The 16,937-nt window shown below is 63.3% G+C and carries 17 protein-coding genes and 1 pseudogene; 8 read left to right on the forward strand and 10 right to left on the reverse strand.

Going from position 1 to position 16,937, the window contains the following annotated elements:
* Nucleotides 1–17: 17 nt before the first annotated feature.
* The 10 genes from NUW12_11455 to NUW12_11500 all read right to left on the reverse strand — a co-directional run bounded on the left by NUW12_11455 (nucleotide 18) and on the right by NUW12_11500 (nucleotide 7,584).
* The gene (locus NUW12_11455) at nucleotides 18–890 is read right to left on the reverse strand and encodes a biotin--[acetyl-CoA-carboxylase] ligase (protein MCR4403368.1); all 873 of its coding nucleotides are present in this window, start codon (nucleotides 888–890) and stop codon (nucleotides 18–20) included.
* The gene (gene folK, locus NUW12_11460; GenBank protein ID MCR4403369.1) at nucleotides 862–1,602 is read right to left on the reverse strand and encodes a 2-amino-4-hydroxy-6-hydroxymethyldihydropteridine diphosphokinase; all 741 of its coding nucleotides are present in this window, start codon (nucleotides 1,600–1,602) and stop codon (nucleotides 862–864) included. Before folK ends, NUW12_11455 begins: the two co-directional genes overlap by 29 nt.
* Nucleotides 1,602–1,979, reverse strand: coding sequence for a dihydroneopterin aldolase (gene folB / locus NUW12_11465; protein ID MCR4403370.1), 378 nt, complete (start codon nucleotides 1,977–1,979; stop codon nucleotides 1,602–1,604). The genes folK and folB overlap by 1 nt, the downstream gene beginning before the upstream one ends.
* Nucleotides 1,963–3,264 (reverse strand): dihydropteroate synthase, encoded by a 1,302-nt coding sequence (gene folP / locus NUW12_11470; protein MCR4403371.1) that lies wholly within the window; start codon nucleotides 3,262–3,264, stop codon nucleotides 1,963–1,965. The genes folB and folP overlap by 17 nt, the downstream gene beginning before the upstream one ends.
* A 59-nt stretch (nucleotides 3,265–3,323) precedes the next feature.
* Entirely contained in the window at nucleotides 3,324–3,845 is a 522-nt protein-coding gene (locus tag NUW12_11475; GenBank protein ID MCR4403372.1) for a cysteine hydrolase, read from the reverse strand.
* A gap of 100 nt (nucleotides 3,846–3,945) precedes the next feature.
* On the reverse strand, nucleotides 3,946–4,707 hold the full coding sequence (locus tag NUW12_11480; GenBank protein ID MCR4403373.1) for a cyclodeaminase/cyclohydrolase family protein: 762 nt from the start codon (nucleotides 4,705–4,707) through the stop codon (nucleotides 3,946–3,948).
* Nucleotides 4,704–5,984: an imidazolonepropionase gene (hutI, locus tag NUW12_11485; GenBank protein MCR4403374.1), complete on the reverse strand. Its 1,281-nt coding sequence runs from the start codon at nucleotides 5,982–5,984 to the stop codon at nucleotides 4,704–4,706. The genes NUW12_11480 and hutI overlap by 4 nt, the downstream gene beginning before the upstream one ends.
* Before the next feature lie 97 nt (nucleotides 5,985–6,081).
* Nucleotides 6,082–6,981, reverse strand: a complete 900-nt coding sequence (gene ftcD, locus NUW12_11490) for a glutamate formimidoyltransferase (GenBank protein MCR4403375.1) — start codon at nucleotides 6,979–6,981, stop codon at nucleotides 6,082–6,084.
* A gap of 5 nt (nucleotides 6,982–6,986) precedes the next feature.
* The gene (locus NUW12_11495) at nucleotides 6,987–7,181 is read right to left on the reverse strand and encodes a hypothetical protein (protein MCR4403376.1); all 195 of its coding nucleotides are present in this window, start codon (nucleotides 7,179–7,181) and stop codon (nucleotides 6,987–6,989) included.
* Nucleotides 7,171–7,584 (reverse strand): nucleotidyltransferase domain-containing protein, encoded by a 414-nt coding sequence (locus tag NUW12_11500; GenBank protein ID MCR4403377.1) that lies wholly within the window; start codon nucleotides 7,582–7,584, stop codon nucleotides 7,171–7,173. Before NUW12_11500 ends, NUW12_11495 begins: the two co-directional genes overlap by 11 nt.
* Before the next feature lie 384 nt (nucleotides 7,585–7,968).
* On the opposite strand from NUW12_11500, the pseudogene NUW12_11505 reads away from it, so the two are divergent.
* From NUW12_11505 to NUW12_11540, 8 genes and pseudogenes are all read left to right on the forward strand, one after another.
* Nucleotides 7,969–8,946 (forward strand): annotated as a pseudogene (locus NUW12_11505) (ATP-binding cassette domain-containing protein).
* A gap of 422 nt (nucleotides 8,947–9,368) precedes the next feature.
* Complete coding sequence (locus NUW12_11510) at nucleotides 9,369–10,139, forward strand: hypothetical protein (GenBank protein ID MCR4403378.1); 771 nt, start codon at nucleotides 9,369–9,371, stop codon at nucleotides 10,137–10,139.
* A 130-nt stretch (nucleotides 10,140–10,269) separates the two neighbouring features.
* Complete coding sequence (locus NUW12_11515; GenBank protein MCR4403379.1) at nucleotides 10,270–11,043, forward strand: ABC-2 family transporter protein; 774 nt, start codon at nucleotides 10,270–10,272, stop codon at nucleotides 11,041–11,043.
* Between the two features lie 570 nt (nucleotides 11,044–11,613).
* Nucleotides 11,614–13,308, forward strand: coding sequence for a putative DNA binding domain-containing protein (locus tag NUW12_11520; GenBank protein ID MCR4403380.1), 1,695 nt, complete (start codon nucleotides 11,614–11,616; stop codon nucleotides 13,306–13,308).
* A gap of 208 nt (nucleotides 13,309–13,516) precedes the next feature.
* Complete coding sequence (locus tag NUW12_11525) at nucleotides 13,517–15,667, forward strand: type I restriction-modification system subunit M (GenBank protein MCR4403381.1); 2,151 nt, start codon at nucleotides 13,517–13,519, stop codon at nucleotides 15,665–15,667.
* A gap of 51 nt (nucleotides 15,668–15,718) precedes the next feature.
* A complete protein-coding gene (locus NUW12_11530) occupies nucleotides 15,719–16,324 on the forward strand; it encodes an AbiEi antitoxin N-terminal domain-containing protein (GenBank protein MCR4403382.1) in 606 nt (201 codons plus the stop codon).
* The gene (locus tag NUW12_11535) at nucleotides 16,321–16,722 is read left to right on the forward strand and encodes a nucleotidyl transferase AbiEii/AbiGii toxin family protein (protein MCR4403383.1); all 402 of its coding nucleotides are present in this window, start codon (nucleotides 16,321–16,323) and stop codon (nucleotides 16,720–16,722) included. The genes NUW12_11530 and NUW12_11535 overlap by 4 nt, the downstream gene beginning before the upstream one ends.
* On the forward strand, nucleotides 16,719–16,937 hold a 219-nt coding region (locus tag NUW12_11540), incomplete at its 3' end, for a hypothetical protein (protein ID MCR4403384.1). The genes NUW12_11535 and NUW12_11540, both read left to right, overlap by 4 nt.

The following is a 16,937-nucleotide window of genomic DNA, read 5'->3' on the forward strand; positions in this document are numbered from 1 at the left end:
GCCGCTTTCCAGACGGTCTAGGAGCCCTGGCTGCCCGCCCCCGCCGGGCTCCCGGCTCCGGTGGCGCGCACACTCACATCACCGGAGACAACTCGAAGATCCCCGGAGCTCGTCCTTATCACGAGGGCGCCGTCCGCGTCGATGTCCACAGCGGTCCCGCGCACCACGCCGCCTGAACACGCGGCCTCTATCTCCCGCCCGAGCGTGTCAGAGTAAACCCTGACTCTCTCAAGTATCTCCAAAAACCCGCCTGACAAGAACCTCCCGTACAGGAAGCCGAGCTTCTCCAGCGCGAGATCCAGTATCTCCTCCCGGAGCGCCGCGGCGCTCGGGTCGAAGGGGGGCACGAGCGTTCCCGCAAGCGCCCTCACATCCTGGGGCAGATCCGTCACGTCCACCGCGACATCGATGCCTATCCCCACCACGACATGCCCAACTCGTTCGCCGCGCCATCTTCCCTCCATGAGCGTGCCGCTTACTTTCTTCCCGTTCACGACCACATCGTTGGGCCACTTCATCATGGCGGGTAGCCCCGCTGCCTCTCGGACGGTCTCAGTGACTGCCACGCCAGCCACGAGCGAGAGCTTGCCCAAATCCTTCGGCGGAACCGTCGGCCGAAGCACGACAGAGAACCACAATCCGCCCCGCGGAGAATGCCACACGCGTCCCATGCGGCCCCTGCCACCGGTCTGGGTCTCGGCGACCACGCAAGTCCCCTCGGGCGCCCCGGCCTCAGCCATACGCATCGCGACGGCATTCGTGGAGTCCACTTCTTTGAGGCGTATCACCTTCCATTCTAGGGAGCGGGGGAGCAGCCCCTCCGTGTCTCGCCTTGCTCCGTCCCACGCCGCGCGGCGCTCGTCATCCGCGGCGTCCTCTCGTCGCACCATGCCGAGGTATGTGCCCCCTTCCTGTTTCAGCCTGCTTCGTTTCAGCCTGCCTCGAAGACTGCTCACCGAGCGGCGCTTCCCGTCCCCCGCATTCAGTGTCCTCTTCCGTGCCTGCCTCCCCCATGTTGGCAACCCCCATGTCTGCTTCCCCCGTGCCCGCCGACCCCGTCCCCGCCGTCCCCGTGCCCGCCGCGTCCTCCCCGTCAAGCCCTCGCCACCACTGCCCGGTCGTGTGGAGAGCGACTCCATCGCACATCGCAGGCGCGCGGGCGAGATCGCCCGCGCGTGTCCCGCTCGGGGTCCTCAAGTCGGGAGCGATCTCTGCGAGAGGGACCATGACGAACCCCCTCTCCCACATGCGCGGATGGGGAACCTCGAGGTTCTTCGAACGAATTCGGCGGTTCGCGTACAACAGGATGTCTATGTCGATGGTCCTCGGGCCCCACCTTATGGTGCGTTCGCGCCCGAGGCCGTCCTCTATGCCCTGACACAAACGCAAGAGCCTGAGGGGTGAAAAGTCGCACGTGATCGCAACGACGGCGTTGAGGAACGGCCCTTGTTCCTCGTACCCCACAGGCTCTGTCTCGTAAAGGGACGAAATCTTCTCGACCGCAACCCGTCCCGACCCTTCGAGCATCCTGATAGCCTCAGCCATGTTACGCCGGCGGTCCCCCACGTTCGACCCCAGCCCGAGGTACGCCAGGACCGTCATCAGCGTGCCGGCCTCCTGACGATCTCAACCCCAACGTAGTCCAGTACTCCGCCCATGGCCACGTCGGGCTTGCGGACCCTCACGATGACCTCGTCCACTTCGTGAGCGGCCAGGATCTCCTGCGCGATAGTCTCGGCCAGGGCTTCAATGAGGTTGAACTCGCGCTCCTCCACTATGTCCTTTACGAGCGTGTATACGTCCACGTAGTTTATGCCGCCCGCATCGAGATCATCGGCTTGAGCGGCTGTGGACAGGTCGGTCGCGAGCTCCACATCCACCTCGAACCTCTGGCCAAGTTCCTTCTCCGCCGGGAAGACCCCGTGATACCCGTAGAACACCATGTTCCGGAGGACGATTCTGTCACTCGGCCCCGCCACGCTCTGCCCCTCCTCTCACGATGGCGTCAGCCATCCTCGCCACCCTACTCATGTATCGTACGTCGTGGACCCGCACGATGTCCGCGCCGGACGCGATGGCGAGCGCCACCGTGGCGGCGGTGCCCTCCAGCCGTTGGTCCACCGGGAGGTTCAGCACCTTTCCGATGAGAGACTTGCGTGACGTCCCCACCAAGATGGGGAGGCCGAGGCTGCGAAACTCCTTCAGTCGTCTGAGGATCTCGAGATTGTGTGCGACGGTCTTGCCGAAGCCGATCCCGGGGTCGATGACTATGCTGTCGCGGGGGATTCCGTACGCCTCGGCCCGGGCCACGGCATCTCGGAAGAAGCCCAGGATCTCCCCAACCACGGAGTCGTACTGCGGGTTGTCCTGCATGTCGCGAGGAAGCCCCTTCATATGCATGAGCACGACCGGAACTCCCGCCCGCGCCACGACCTCGCCCAGACGTTCATCCAGGCGTAGACCCGAGATATCGTTAACCATGTGGGCACCTGCCGCGAGCGCGGCCTCCGCGACTTCGCTCTTGTAAGTATCCACCGAAATGGGGACTTGCACCTCGGCGGCCAGGCGCTTCACGACGGGGATGACGCGCGCCATCTCTTCCTCGAGCGGAACGGGCTCGGCGCCTGGTCTGGTCGATTCCCCGCCTATGTCGACTATGTCGGCACCCTCCTCCACGAGGCGCCGGGCGTGCTCAACCGCAGCCTCGGTCGTACAGTGCTGTCCGCCGTCCGAGAACGAGTCGGGCGTCACGTTTACTATGCCCATGATGTAGGTTCTCTCGCCAAGCGCAAGTGTGTGCTCCCGCAGCTTGAGCGTCCGCCGCGTCCGCGCCACCGGAGGCTCGCACGTGTCAAGCACCTCAATGATCTCACGGGCGATGTCACGCAGGCCGAACGGCTGCCGCAAGAGCCCTTCCGCAGCGCGACGCAGCGTGCGAGCTGTGCCCATGAGGAGGACGTCAGTGGAATCAGTGGAAAGGGAGGCAACTCCGTCGCTGACCGCCGCCTCCCCACCTTTGGAAAGCATCTCCTCTTTGATGAGGATTGCGGCCCTGAGCGGCACCCGCTCGAGACGGATGACCCTGAATACTCCTTTGGGCACCATTATCGACACGCCTTCGGGCGCGACACCTATGTCGCGCATCTCTCGCTCCAGGTCGCCCTCGTCGTTCACGAGGATCAGGCGTGCGTTGTGAGAAGCCACGCCTCGCTTCTCCTGCTCTCGAGCGCGCTCCCCGTCCACTGCGGTCACCCCGTCTTCCACTGCCCGGGCTCTTGCGCCCCTCAGCTCCCGACTCTCAGCTCTCAGCGCGCGGCCGGGGTCTAGACCACCTTGACCCCGAGCGTGCGTTCCATCTCTTTCAGGGCAAACTCGTGCGCCGCTTCGTCGAACGACGCCACGCAGTCACGCGGCACGACTACTCTATAGTTCAGCATTCGCGCGTCAACGGCGGTATACAGGTCGCAGATGTTCGTACACACGCCTACGAGCACTATCTCATCGACACCGAGCTCGCGCAAGGTGAGGTCGAGATCCGTCTGAAAGAACCCGCTGAACCTGCGCTTCGGAATCACCTTGTCCCCCGGACGAGGACGGATCTCGTCCACGACTTCGGCGCCGGGTGTGCCGGCCACGCAGTGAGGCGGGAACATGGCGAATTCCGGGTCATCCGCAGCATGCCTGTCGCAGACGTAGATCACCGGCCATCCAGCTGCGCGCGCCTCGTCGATCTTGCGCGCGACCGCCTGCACGACCTTCGCCGCCGGTGGGCCTATCGAGAGCTTCCCGTCGGCATCGATGAAGTCCTTCAACATGTCGATCACCACGAGCGCTTTGCCAGGCATAGCTCACACTCCCTTCACGCGGCCGCGCGGCCGCGAGACCGCCACGCTCAAGTGCTATCGCAGCTGGGGCACGAGCCCAGATCCCATCTCAAGTTCCTGCTCACTCCAGCGTCTCGCGAACCCGGGCCATGACCTCGTCGCGTATGATTTCCGCGGACTTCAGCGCCTTCGCCATCTCTTCGCGCATGGCGGAGACGAAGGCCTGGTCCTTTATGGAGCCAAGGTTTATCAGGACATTTAGGTACGCCCCGTGCAGGGCGGCGTCCGCCGCGAGGCAAGCCACTGCCGCGTCGGACAGGGCGCTCTGCGCTCCTTCCCTCACCGCGAGGTCAGCGAGGCGCATCACCTCCACCGCCCCCTTCGCGACTTGCGAGGGCACTCGGCACGCTTCCTTGAGGGCGTCCTGGATAGCGGCGCTGCGAGACCTCTTCTCTTCGTCAGAGGACTTGGGCAACCGGTACGCGGCCATCACCGCTTCGAAAGCCGCCGCGTCCTCGTCTACGAGCCTCTCGAAGTGGCGCCTGAGGCCGCCCGCTATCTCCACGACCATGGTCATGTCCGCCTCCACGTCCGCCGGCCTGCGCGAGGCCTCGCCTTCATGGGACGACTCTGGCGGCGTGACCGGTCTAGCTTTGACTAGCGCTGATTCGACGGGAGGGGTCGCACCCGACTCGTGCGCAGACGTGGGCGTTTGCGCGCGTCCCCCGGCGCTCAACTTACGAAGCGTGAGCGAACCCACCATGCTCACGAGAGCGGCGGCGAGCGCCGCCGCGAGCGCCGACACGCTGCCTCCTCCCGGCGTTGGAGAGCCTGCCGCGACCTCGTCGATGAAACTGCTGACCGTCAGGTTGGTAAGGCTCACAAGACCCGCCTCCCCTCGCTCACCACGAGCTGTCCGCGCTTTATCACCTTGTCAACGAAGTTCGTTCCAAGTTGGTACGGAAGCTTGAGATGAGTGTCCACGTCGGCGACGATGATGTCTGCGAACTTCCCCACCTCGATGCTGCCCATCTCGTCGCTTCGCCCGAGAGCGTGCGCCGCGTTTATGGTGCACGCGCATATGACCTCCGCGGGATGGAGCCTCATGCCCAGGGCCGCCAGGTTCATCACGAATTGCATCGAGAGCGTGGGCGACGTGCCGGGGTTGAAGTCCGTGGCAAGCGCGACGTGGCACCCGGCGTCGATGAAAGCCCTCGCGTCGGCATACCTCCCGAGCATGAGCGTAAACGAGGTGGCCGGAAGCAGCGTGGCCACGACGCCTGCCTCCGCCATGCGGCGAATGCCTGAAAGCGACGCACAAAGGAGGTGGTCCGCGCTGGCCGCACCGACCTCAGAAGCTAGCTCAGCGCCTCCCATGGGCGCGATCTCATCCGCATGCAGCTTTGGAGCGAGCCCGGCCGCCTTGCCGGCCTCGAGCACGCGGCGGCTCTGTTCAACCGAGAAGACTCCTTCCTCGCAGAACACGTCGCAGAACTCCGCGAGCTTATCGGACGCCACGCGAGGAATAATCTCCTCGATGACGCAAAGCACGTACCCATCGGGATCTCCGCGGTACTCCGGCGGCACGGCGTGCGCCCCGAGGAAGGTTGCGACGATGTCCATGGGGTGGCGCTCGGCGAGCTCCCTGGCAACGCGAAGGCATTTGAGCTCCTCGTCTAGGGACAGCCCGTACCCGCTCTTGACCTCCACGGTAGTCGTGCCGTAGCAAAGCATGGCGTCCAGGCGTCTCATGGCAATGTCGACGAGTGCCGAGGCGGGAGCGGCGCGGGTCGCTCTCACCGTCGACAGTATGCCCCCGCCGGATGCCAGTATGTCCATGTAGGAGCGCCCCTCGGCTCTCTGGATGAACTCGTTCTCCCGAGAGCCCGCGAACACCAGGTGCGTGTGGGAATCGACGAGGCCGGGCAGAACCACCTTCCCGGAGGCGTCAACGACTCTAGCGTCGGAGGTCAAGTCCACCTTCGCCCTCACCTCAGAGGACGTGCCTACCGCGACTATGCGATCGCCCATCGCGGCGACGCTGCCGCCCTCGATGACGCCGAGATCGCGCATGGCCTGACCGGTGCGAGGCCCGCCCGCGACGGTAACTAGTTCGTTCGCGTTCTCCACGATGAGGTTGGCCCGGATTCTCACGTTCATATCCTCCCGCTCGTCTTCCGACCGGCGTCTTTGTCCCCGATCGAGTCCCGTTTCAGGTCGCATCCAGTGGTATCCGGCCGTATTCCGCTGCGGTGGCCTATTCCCACACGCGGGCCTCCAAGACCTGCTTGCGGCCGAAGCTCTCGAGGCGAAGGTAGTGCTCAGCGGCGGCGAGGAGAGCATCCAGCGGAACGAGGCCCACGATCTCGCTGCCGACTATTGGGACGCCGTATCGCTCGGCCTCGGATCTCACCAGGTTGAACACTACGTGCATGGGGGTCTTCTTGAAGTTCGTGAGATTCATGGAGACCTGAGCCAGGTTGCGGTCCTCGAGTCTGATCCCGAGAGCCTTCACGTACATGAGCCCGCCGCTCGAAGCCCGGACTACGCGGGCTATTCTCTTCGCTATGGACACGTCCGGAGTGCCAAGGTTGATGTTGAAGGCGATGAGGAACTCTCGCGCCCCGATGACCGTCGCCCCGGCGGTTGGGTGCATGACGGGGTCGCCGAAGTCCGGGCGCCTTTCGGGGAGGTGGATCTCTTTCTTCAAGCCCTCGTACTCGCCTCTTCTGATGTCCGCGAGGTTTCTTCGGTCGGGTCGGGTCGCGGCCTCTTCGTAGAGGTATACGGGGATGTGTAACTTCTCGGCTACCTCCGCGCCCAGCTCGCGCGCTAGGGCGACACAATCCGCCATGGTAACGCCGGAGACGGGCACGAACGGGACCACGTCGGTGGCGCCGATGCGAGGATGCTCCCCCCGGTGCTCCTCCATGTTGATGAGCTCCGCGGCCTTGCCGATGGCTCGGAACGCCGCCTCCTTTACTAAGGCGGGCTCGCCGATGAACGTCAGCACCGACCTGTTATGGCTGGGATCTGACGAGAAATCGAGAAGCTGCACGCCCGGAACGCTCTCGACGGCCGCCGCGATCTCGCGAACGACCTCGGGCCTGCGTCCCTCGCTGAAATTCGGAACACATTCGACGATCTGCCTCGACATGCCTTTCATCTCCCCCACAGGCCGCGTCGCACGTCCAGTCGCAAGCTGCTTCGCACGACCTTGGAAGGCTCGACATCCAAGTCGACATCCAGGTCCGCGGGACGAGCCTCCTCAACCGCCTCGTCGAGGCATCGTATAGCTCGTAGATCGCTTTGGATCTCTGCCTTCAGGACGCGGAGTTGCCTTGCATCAACAACCATGCGAGAGGTCCTCTCCCTCCTGAAAGACTCGGCGGCGGAGCTCGGGCGAAGCGTCTTCAAGCACAACCAGGTCGACGCCGAACGAGGTCAGCTTGGAAACCTCCGAGAAGACACGCCAGTATTCGGACCACGTAATGCCCTCTACTGCGAGGTCGATGTCGCTCAAGGGCGTAAAACCGTCTCCGCTGGCGAGTGACCCGAAAAGTATCACTCTGGCTGCGCCAGCTTCCGAAAGGCGCAGCGCGATCTTCTTCGCGTCCGCCTTGGCCGCGCGCTGCGCTTTCTCGCACTCCTTCGCCCAAAGCCGCGCCCTCCGCCTTATGCCGTCCACATAGGGCCCAACATCTACCGCAGACCCTTCCACCGCAGACCGCGTCTCTATCGGCGAGTCGGAGTCTCTCATATCACTCACCGCCTTGCCTTCCCCGTGTCGCCGTGCGCGCCCTTGTAACCTGATTCTACCAGACGAGTGAGGGACGGTCAACGCTATCGCAGGGCCTGCCGGCCTCGCGGATCACCACAACACCGCATTCAGTGGACACTCGGAAACAGCTTGAAGGTGCCGCACGGATCGTGGTAGAATCTGCCTAAAGCTAGACTCTGCCAGAACCGGACGTGGCGCGGACGTGGCGCGGCGCCGACCGGGTGCCGAACGCTCTGCACGACCGCTGGCCAGACCGACAGCGGGCCGCTCGTCCAACCCGCGCGATGGCGCGCGGCGCGAACACCCAGGGTGCGAACAGCGCGGTGCCGCACATATCAAGGGGGGGTAGAGGGAGGGGTGAAGGTGGAACGAGCGATCACCGTAAGGGATCTGACGAAAACCTTTGCTGTCCGGCAGAGGGAGGCAGGGCTGCGGGCGAGCGTACGCTCCATCCTCAAGCCCCAGGTGTCACAAGTCCGCGCCGTGCGGGGCATCTCGTTCGAAGTGAACCAGGGTGAAACGGTGGCCTTCATCGGCCCCAACGGGGCGGGGAAGTCTACCACCATAAAGATGCTTGCGGGAATACTCTTCCCGACATCCGGGCAGGCGAGTGTGCTCGGGTTCACGCCGTGGCGAGACCGGGAGCGACTGGCGTTCCTAATCGGCTCCGTCTTCGGCCAGAAGTCTCAGCTCTGGTATCATCTGCCCCCGCTTGACACCTTCGACCTCTTGGCCAGGATATACGAGCTCGACCGGAAGGAATACCTGGCCCGACGGGATCACCTCATCGAGACCTTTGAGATAGGGGAGTTTCAGCGCACTCCTGTACGCAAGCTCTCCCTTGGCCAGCGGATGCGCTGTGAGTTGGCAGCGTCCTTGCTGCACAGACCGCAACTCGTGTTCCTGGACGAGCCCACAATCGGGCTGGATATCGTGGCGCGTCAGAGCATCCGGACGCTCATAAGGCAGGCTAACGAGGAGGAAGGGACGACGGTTTTCCTCACGTCCCACGATGTCGGAGACATCGAGGGTCTCTGCAAGCGCGTCATCGTCATAAACCATGGCGAGCTCATCCTCGATGAGAGCACGTCCTCACTCAAGCGGAGCTATCTCAAGAGCAAGGTGGTCGACCTGAGGCTCGCTTCACCGGTCGGCGAGGAGCACCTGCAGCTTCCGGGGGTGCAGATCCTGAAGGCGAAGGGGTATGGCCTGAAACTGGAAGTGAATACGAGAGAGCAGCGGATAGAAAACGTGGTCAGCCTCATCCTTCAGCGCTTCAACGTTGTGGACATCAACATATCGGACCCGCCGCTCGAGGACATCATCGCCGCTATATACCAAGAGACAGCCCCCAGCCCCGCCGCTGCGCCTGCCTCGGCTGAGACTCGGACTGCGAATGCGGCCTCTGCCACAGCCGGGAGCGACGGCCGATGCGACGGCGAAAGCGAAAGCCGTTGGAGCGGTGAAGCGCGGGACCGAGAGGCACCGCAAGCCCTGTCAGGCAAACGCGCCTTACCCGATGACACCGACGCTTCGAGCCGCGGAGGTGGCACCGCATGATCCGAATCATCCGACGGCGCGGATCCGCAGGGGCGCAGCGCTTACATCAGAAGTCTAATGGCTCGGGACACGGCGCGTCTCGTGGCTCGGGGCGCGGCACATCTCGTGGCCCGGAATACGGCGCGTCTCGTGGTCCAGCGGACGATTGCGGCTGTGGTCGCAGGCATCGACGCCACCACGCGTCTGCAAGCAAGTACCTGGCTGTGTTGGGGCTCTCGGTCGAGACCGCCGCGGCGTATTTCCCGGACACCGCTGTCCGGACCATCTTCATGGCGGTTGTGATCTTCGTGTTCGTTCACCTCTGGCACACGACGTACACGGTAACGGGCAGTACGGCCATAGCGGGGTTCTCCGTAGCACAGATGATCTGGTATCTAGTCATCACGGAAAGCATCATCACCGGAAGGATTCGCTACTGGCGTAACATGGACGAGGAAGTCCGATCCGGACAGATCGCGTACTCCCTGAACAAGCCGGTGAACTATCTTACCTTTCACTACGCGACTTTCCTTGGGGAGTCAATAGTCAAGGTCGGAGCGAACCTTCTCGTTGGGAGCGTGGTGGCCATTGTCATGGTGGGCCCGATAAGCGTGCCGCTGCGGGCAGCGCCGTTCGTGGCCGCGTCGATGCTGCTCGGCCTCACCGTGGATTACATGACGGCAGCGGCCATCGGCCTCTTGGCCTTCTGGGTGGAGGATACCGCCCCGTTCGGTCTCATATACAACTGCCTCGCGCTGATTCTGGGCGGGACCCTCCTGCCTCTCGAGCTCTTTCCGGCAACGCTGCGAAGGGTGGCCGCGGCGCTTCCCATGAATCAAGTGGTCTATGCTCCCGCCAGACTGCTTGCCGATTTCTCGAGCTCGCAGCCGTTCTCCATCCTGGCGCGACAGGTCGCCTGGGTCGCCGTGACCGGTTGCGTGCTGTCGTGCGTGTTCCACCTCGGAAGGAGGCGCCTGGATGTCAACGGAGGGTAGAGCGGGTAAAAGGGGCAATTGCGATGGAGATCTTGACCCTCGCCCTCGTCGCGTCGTCGGCACGGGACGCGTTACTAGAGGCACATCGGGAGCTGCGCGTGCATCTTCAAGGACAGGGCTCTTGGCGGACATGCGGCTAATAGCGGCCTATGCCCGACTCAACTTGCAGGCCGCCATGGAATACAGAGCCAGCTTTATCTCGCAGGTATTCGGCATGTTCTTGAACGACGGCATATGGCTTGCATTCTGGTGGCTGTACTTCACGAGGTTCCCGGTGCTTGGGTCATGGCAGCGCGAGGATGTGGTGGTGCTGTGGGCGGTTCTGGCCACGTCCTTCGGCGTGGCAACGGGGGTATTCGGAAACGCGCTTGGTCTTTCGGGGCTCATCCTTCGGGGCGACCTCGACTACTACCTCGTGCTCCCCAGGGATGCGCTCTTGCACGCCCTCGTGAGCCGCATGAGCACTTCAGCGTGGGGCGATATCGCCTTTGGCACCCTGGTCTTCCTTGCTTTCGGGAACGCGACCCCGGTACGTCTCCTCCTCTATGTGCTGTCGGTGAGCCTCGTCGCCGTCTTTTTCGTGAGCTTCTTCGTGCTCGCGAACTCGCTTGCGTTCTTCATCGGCAGCTCTCAGGGGCTCTCGGAGCAGCTTCAGATGACGCTGGTTCACTTTTCGTCCTATCCGACCACGATCTTCCAGGGCGCTACGAGGGTGATCCTCTTCACGCTGATCCCGGCCGGGTTCATCAGTTCGGTTCCGGTGAACGTCCTGCGCCGCTTCCATCCTGGCTTCTTCGCGGCCCTCGTCGCCGCTACCCTGGTTCTGGCTACGGCCGCGCGCGCCGTCTTTAGTCTGGGCCTACGACGCTACGAATCCGGGAACCTCATGACCGTTAGGATCTAAGGGAAGACCGGGAAGATCTGTTGTGGGACAGCTATGGCGACGGAGGCAGAGCGGGCGAACCTGAGCTGTTGGATGGCTTGCGTGGCTTGGTCCAACACCTACCTTGGTCCCGCACCTGGCGCCCCGCCTGCTGCGGTGAATCCGACGCCACTGCCGGCCCTCCGCGTTCTCGTGTCTCCTAGCCCCAGGAGGAATCAGAAGCGGCCTACCGAATAACCCTGTGACCGCAGAACAATGGAGAACAAGCACGTTCGGCTCGAGGCGCAGGGCGCTTAGGACGCCGACCCCGAGCACTCACGCTCAAGTGAGTTCCAGGACGTGCCCAGCTTCCGCAAGTCGGCAAATACAAGTCGGCAAACATGGACGAGATTCGCGGTCACGGCCATGTGCTCACCCCGGGGCGGTACATCAGCGGGAGGGTTGCGGGCAGCCGGCGGCGAGCTGCTCGAGGACAGGGTTCGGTGACTCCTGGCCCGCCTGCGCGAACAAGGCACGAATAGCGCATGGGCGAACGCTCGGCTGAGCTATCGCCCGTAAGCTCGCCCAGCTAGGGTATTCGAAGGAGGAGCCATGACGCGTGAAGCCTTGCGCAATCCGATCGCGGGTGGCGAGACCCTTGACGCAGAGTTGAGGGGTGAGGAGAGGGCTCTGCTCTCAGACCGCGATTTGGTCGAGGCAGTGGTGTGCCTGGCCAAGCGCCCCAGCTCCGAGTCCGCCTGGTTGTTGATTGGCGTTGAAGACGACGGCCGCGTCACGGGTGCGCGCCCGCGCCACGAAACCGGGCGTACCGGCACTGCGCGGCTTACAGCCACGATCTCCAATCGCACCCGGCCGTCCCTAACGGTGCGCGTGCAACTTGTCCCGATGGACGGCAGGGAAGTGCTGGCCATCGAGGTGCCGCCGAGCCGCGCCCGCGTCGGCACAACCGAAGGGCACTACCTGCGACGCGCCATCGGCGGCGATAGCCGCCCCGCGTGCGTTCCTCTGCACTTTCATGAGATGCAAGCCCTCCAGGCTGATCGCGGACTTCTTGACTATACCACACTGGTCGTCCCTGCGGCCCGCTGGGAAGACCTCGACCCCCTGGAATTCGAGCGGTTCCGGCGCAGCATCCGCGAAAGGCGGGGCCGCAGCGACGAGACCTTGCTCGATCTACCAGACCTTGAACTGGCGAAAGCCCTCGGTGCCGTGGAGGCCAACGGCAATGTCAACGCCGTACGGGTGCTCGGGCTGCTGCTGTTCGGCAAGGAGGAGTCGCTCCGCCGCCTGCTACCCGCCCATGAAGTAGCCTTCCAAGTGTTGCCCGGTCAAGCGGTGGAAGTCAACGACTTCTTCCGCTGGCCGCTGTTGCGCGTGATTGAGGAGATCGAGGCGCGCTTTCGCGTCCGCAACCGCGAAGGGGAACAGCTCGCGGGATTGCTTCGCATAGGCGTGCCCGACTACCCGCCCGCCGCCTTCCGCGAGGGCTTGGCCAACGCCCTCATCCATCGCGATTACACCCGGCTAGGCGCGGTGTATGTCCAGTGGCACGATGACCGCATCGAGATATCCAATCCCGGCGGTTTCCCGGAAGGCGTGCGCCTCGACAACCTGCTGGCCACGGCTCCGCGCCCACGCAACCCCTTACTGGCCGACGCTTTCAAGCGCGCGGGAGTCGTTGAGCGCACCGCCCGCGGGATCGACACTATCTTCTACGAGCAATTGCGCAACGGCCGCCCCGCGCCTTCCTACGCGCGCAGCGACGCGACGCGTGTTGTGCTGGTATTGCCCGGCGGCGAGGCCAACCTCGACTTCGTGCGCTTGCTTGTCGAGGAGGGGCAGGCCGGGCGAGACCTGCGCTTGGACGAACTGCTCGTGTTGAACGCATTGTGGCAAGAGCGCGCCCTTACGACGGAGGAGGCCGCTCGGCTGATTCAGAAGCCCGAAGCCGATGCCAGGGGCGTGTTGAACCGCCTCGTGGAGGCTGGATTAGTCGAGGCGCGGGGCGAGAGAAAAGGGCGTGCCTGGCACCTTTCCGTCTCTACCTACCGGCGGCTCGGCGCAAAGGCCGCTTACGTGCGCCAGCGCGGCTTCCAACCCCTGCAGCAGGAGCAGGTGGTGATGCAATATGTGGCGAAGCACGGCCGCATCACTCGCAAGGAGGCGGCGGAGCTGTGCCGGTTGTCGCCGGATCAAGCCTATCGGCTACTCACGCGGCTCACCGAGGAAGGCAAGCTCGCACGACATGGAACCAAGAAAGGGGCCTGGTATGAGCGTCGCGTGTAGAATAAACGCGTACTGTCATTGTATTACCGCGCGCGCAAATACAGCCGCGATGCTCCTGCGGCGGGTATGGCGGGTAAGTGTCCGAACCCGGACTTCGAGAAAGGCAACTGGTACGGCGAGTGCCCGCGCGAGGTCAACCGCTGGAAGTACGACGTGCCGGGTGTAGGAATGAGAATGATACCTAGCCTATAGCAGGGAGTTGCGACCGATGAACCACAGCGAAATCGTCAGTTTCATCTGGGGTGTTGCAGATCTCATTCGCGACACTTTTAAGCGCGGCAAGTATCAGGACGTGATCCTGCCGCTCACGGTGCTGCGGCGCCTGGACTGCGTGTTGGCACCTACCAAGGAGCAGGTGTTAGAGACGCAGGCGCGTTTCAGGGACAAGCTCGAAAACCTCGAGCCTCAACTACGCAAAGCATCGGGCCTCGCCTTCTACAACACCTCGCGCTACGATTTCGAGAGGCTCCTGGCTGATGCACCGCATCTTGCCGCCAACCTCCGGAACTACATCGCGGGGTTCAGCCCCAACATGCGGGAGGTGCTCGAGCGGTTCGACTTCGATAACACCATCAGCAAACTCGATGAGGCCGGACTGCTCTTCAAAGTACTCGAGCGCTTCAAGAACGTGGACCTGCATCCGGATAAGGTCGACAACCCGACGATGGGGACGATCTTCGAGGAGCTGATACGCCGCTTCAATGAGGCCCTGAACGAAAACCCAGGCGAGCACTTCACGCCTCGCGACGTGGTGCACCTCATGGTAGACCTTATGCTTGCAGGTGACGAGGAGGACATACGCCGCGAGGGGGTTGTGCGTACAGTGTATGACCCATGCTGCGGTTCCGGCGGCATGTTGACGATAACTAAGGAGCATGTCACCATCGGTTGGCGGCGCAACGGCGAAATCATCCGGCAGCCTATCAACCCTAATGCCACCATCTACCTCTTCGGCCAGGAGGTAAACCCCGAGACCTGGGCCGTCTGCAAGTCTGACCTGCTCATTAAGGATCCCACCGGTCACGATGCTGACAGGATCGCCTTCGGAAGTGTGTTGTCCAAGGATTCCCACGACGGCTGGACATTCGACTACATGATCGCTAACCCCCCGTACGGCAAGGACTGGAAGCGCGATGAGGAAGCCGTGCGTGCCGAGCATGAACGGGGCGTGGCGGGCCGCTTCGGCCCGGGGCTGCCGCGCATCAGCGACGGCCAGCTCCTTTTTCTGCTGCATATGCTCGCGCACGCCAAGAAACCCGAAGAAGGTGGCTCGCGCATCGCCATCATCATGAACGGCTCGCCGCTGTTCACCGGCGATGCCGGCAGCGGCGAGAGCGAGATCCGCCGCTGGCTCCTGGAGAACGACTGGCTCGAGGCGCTCATTGCCCTTCCCGAACAGCTTTTCTATAACACCGGCATAGCCACCTACGTCTGGGTGCTCACCAACCGCAAGGCACCCGAGCGCCGTGACAAGGTGCAGCTCATTGACGCGTCCGCCTTCTGGGCGCCGATGCGCAAGAGCCTCGGCGACAAACGCCGCGAGATCCTTCCCGACCAGGCGGCAGACATCGTCCGCATCCTGCGCAACTTCCAGGATGGTGAAACCCGCCGCATCGTGAAGGACGGCAAGGAAGAAGAAGTGGTGGTGAGCCGCATCTTCCCCACAACCCACTTCGGTTACCGCAAGATCACCGTGGAGCGTCCGCTCCGGCTGAACTTCCAGGCGAGATCCGAGCGCATCGCACGGATCGAAGAAGAAAGGGCGTTCCAGAACCTCGCCCAGTCCAAGAAGAAGGGGGCTGCAGGGGAACGGGAAGCCGCTCAGGGTCACGCGCAACAGGAAGCCATCCGCCAGTTTCTCCAAGGGCTTCCGCAAACGCTTTATAAAGACCGCGAGGAATTCCAGCGCATGCTCGAGAGCGAAGCGGAGAAGGCCGGCCTAAAGCTCCCCGCGCCCGTGGAGAAAGCCATGCTCTCAGCTCTCTCTGAGCGCGACGAGACCGCCGCCATCTGCCGCGATGAGGGTGGGCACCCCGAGCCTGACTCTGAGCTGCGTGACACGGAAAACGTGCCCCTGCCTGGAGGCGACGACCCCGTGGATGCCGAGGGCATGCCGGCAAGCGTGCGCGCGTTCTTCGAGCGTGAGGTCAAACCCCATGTGCCCGACGCCTGGATCGATACCAGTAAGCGTGACCCGAAGGACGGCAAGGTCGGCATCGTGGGCTACGAGATCAACTTCAACCGTTACTTCTACCGCTACACCCCACCGCGGCCCCTCGAGGAGATCGAGGCCGACATCCGCGCCATCGAGCAGGATATCGTGCGGATGTTGGCCGAAATGACTGGTGGCTCGTCATGATATCATTGTAAAAACGTTGACATATAAATATAAGTGGGTACAATATTACACATGAGACGCTCACAGCGTGAAGAGGTACTGGAACTCGTTTACAAGCATGGGTGCCTTACTGCCCACGAGGCTGCCCAGAGGGGGATCCACAGCCAGATCCTCACACACCTCGTGCGGGAAGGTGCCCTGGAACGCGTCGCCCGCGGACAATACTGCCTGCCCAACCAGCCGCTCACCGAGCATCACAGCCTCGCCATCGTTGCCCGCGCCACCCCATCTGGCGTGGTCTGCCTGCTCTCTGCGCTCGCTTTCCACGGCATCGGCACGCAACTCCCCGCCGAGGTTTGGGTTGCCATCGACCGCCGCGCCCGCCGGCCGAACCTGCGTTATCCTCCCCTGCGCGTCGTGCGTTTCAGCGGCCAAGCCTTCACGGCAGGGATCGAGACGCATTCTGTCGAAGGACAGTCAGTTAGAGTCTATAGCATCGCTAAGACGTTGGCCGATCTGTTCAAGTACCGGAACAAGGTCGGCCTGGACGTAGCGCTCGAAGCCCTGCGCGAAGCATGGCGTGAACGCAAGTTCACCATGGACGAGCTGGACCGCTACGCAGGCATTTGCCGCGTCCAGCGAGTGATGACCCCTTACCTGGAGGTGCTGGTGTATTGAGCGGCACAACCAGTGGTCTGGCGCAATCTGTCCATACACGCCTGATACGACATGCCCAGTCGCTGGGAGTGGACCCAAACCTGGTGCTGACCCGCTTCGCCACTGAGCGCCTGCTCTACCGGCTGTCCCGATCTCGGCATGCCGAGCGCTTTGTGCTCAAAGGAGCGCTCCTGCTTTTCATGTGGCTGGGCGAGACCATCCGCCCGACGCGCGATGCAGACCTCCTTGGCTTCGGCGATGTTTCGGATGAGACCCTGGCCGCGACTTTCGCGGAGGTCCGGGCTGTAAACGTAGAACCGGTCCTCGGTGCCGCCGCGCGAGCAGGGGATTTTCGTTTCGTCTGGCAGCCCGGCGGCCCCTGGATGCCGTCGCCCCGGCGGGAGGGGGTCGCGTCTTGAAGCCCTACCCGGCATACAAGGATTCCCGCGTCGAGTGGCTGGCAGAGATTCCGGCGCATTGGGAGGTAAAGCGGCTTAAGCGCATCTTCTTCGTTCTGAATGGCTCGACCCCCCAAAGTGGAGTCGCCGAGTATTGGGATGGCGACATCCCGTGGGTTACTCCCGAGGACCTTGGTGATCTACAGAGCTCCGAGATTGCCAGAACCCGGCGCTAT

Source organism: Bacillota bacterium, assembly GCA_024653485.1.
Lineage (GTDB): Bacteria > Bacillota > SHA-98 > UBA4971 > UBA4971 > UBA6256.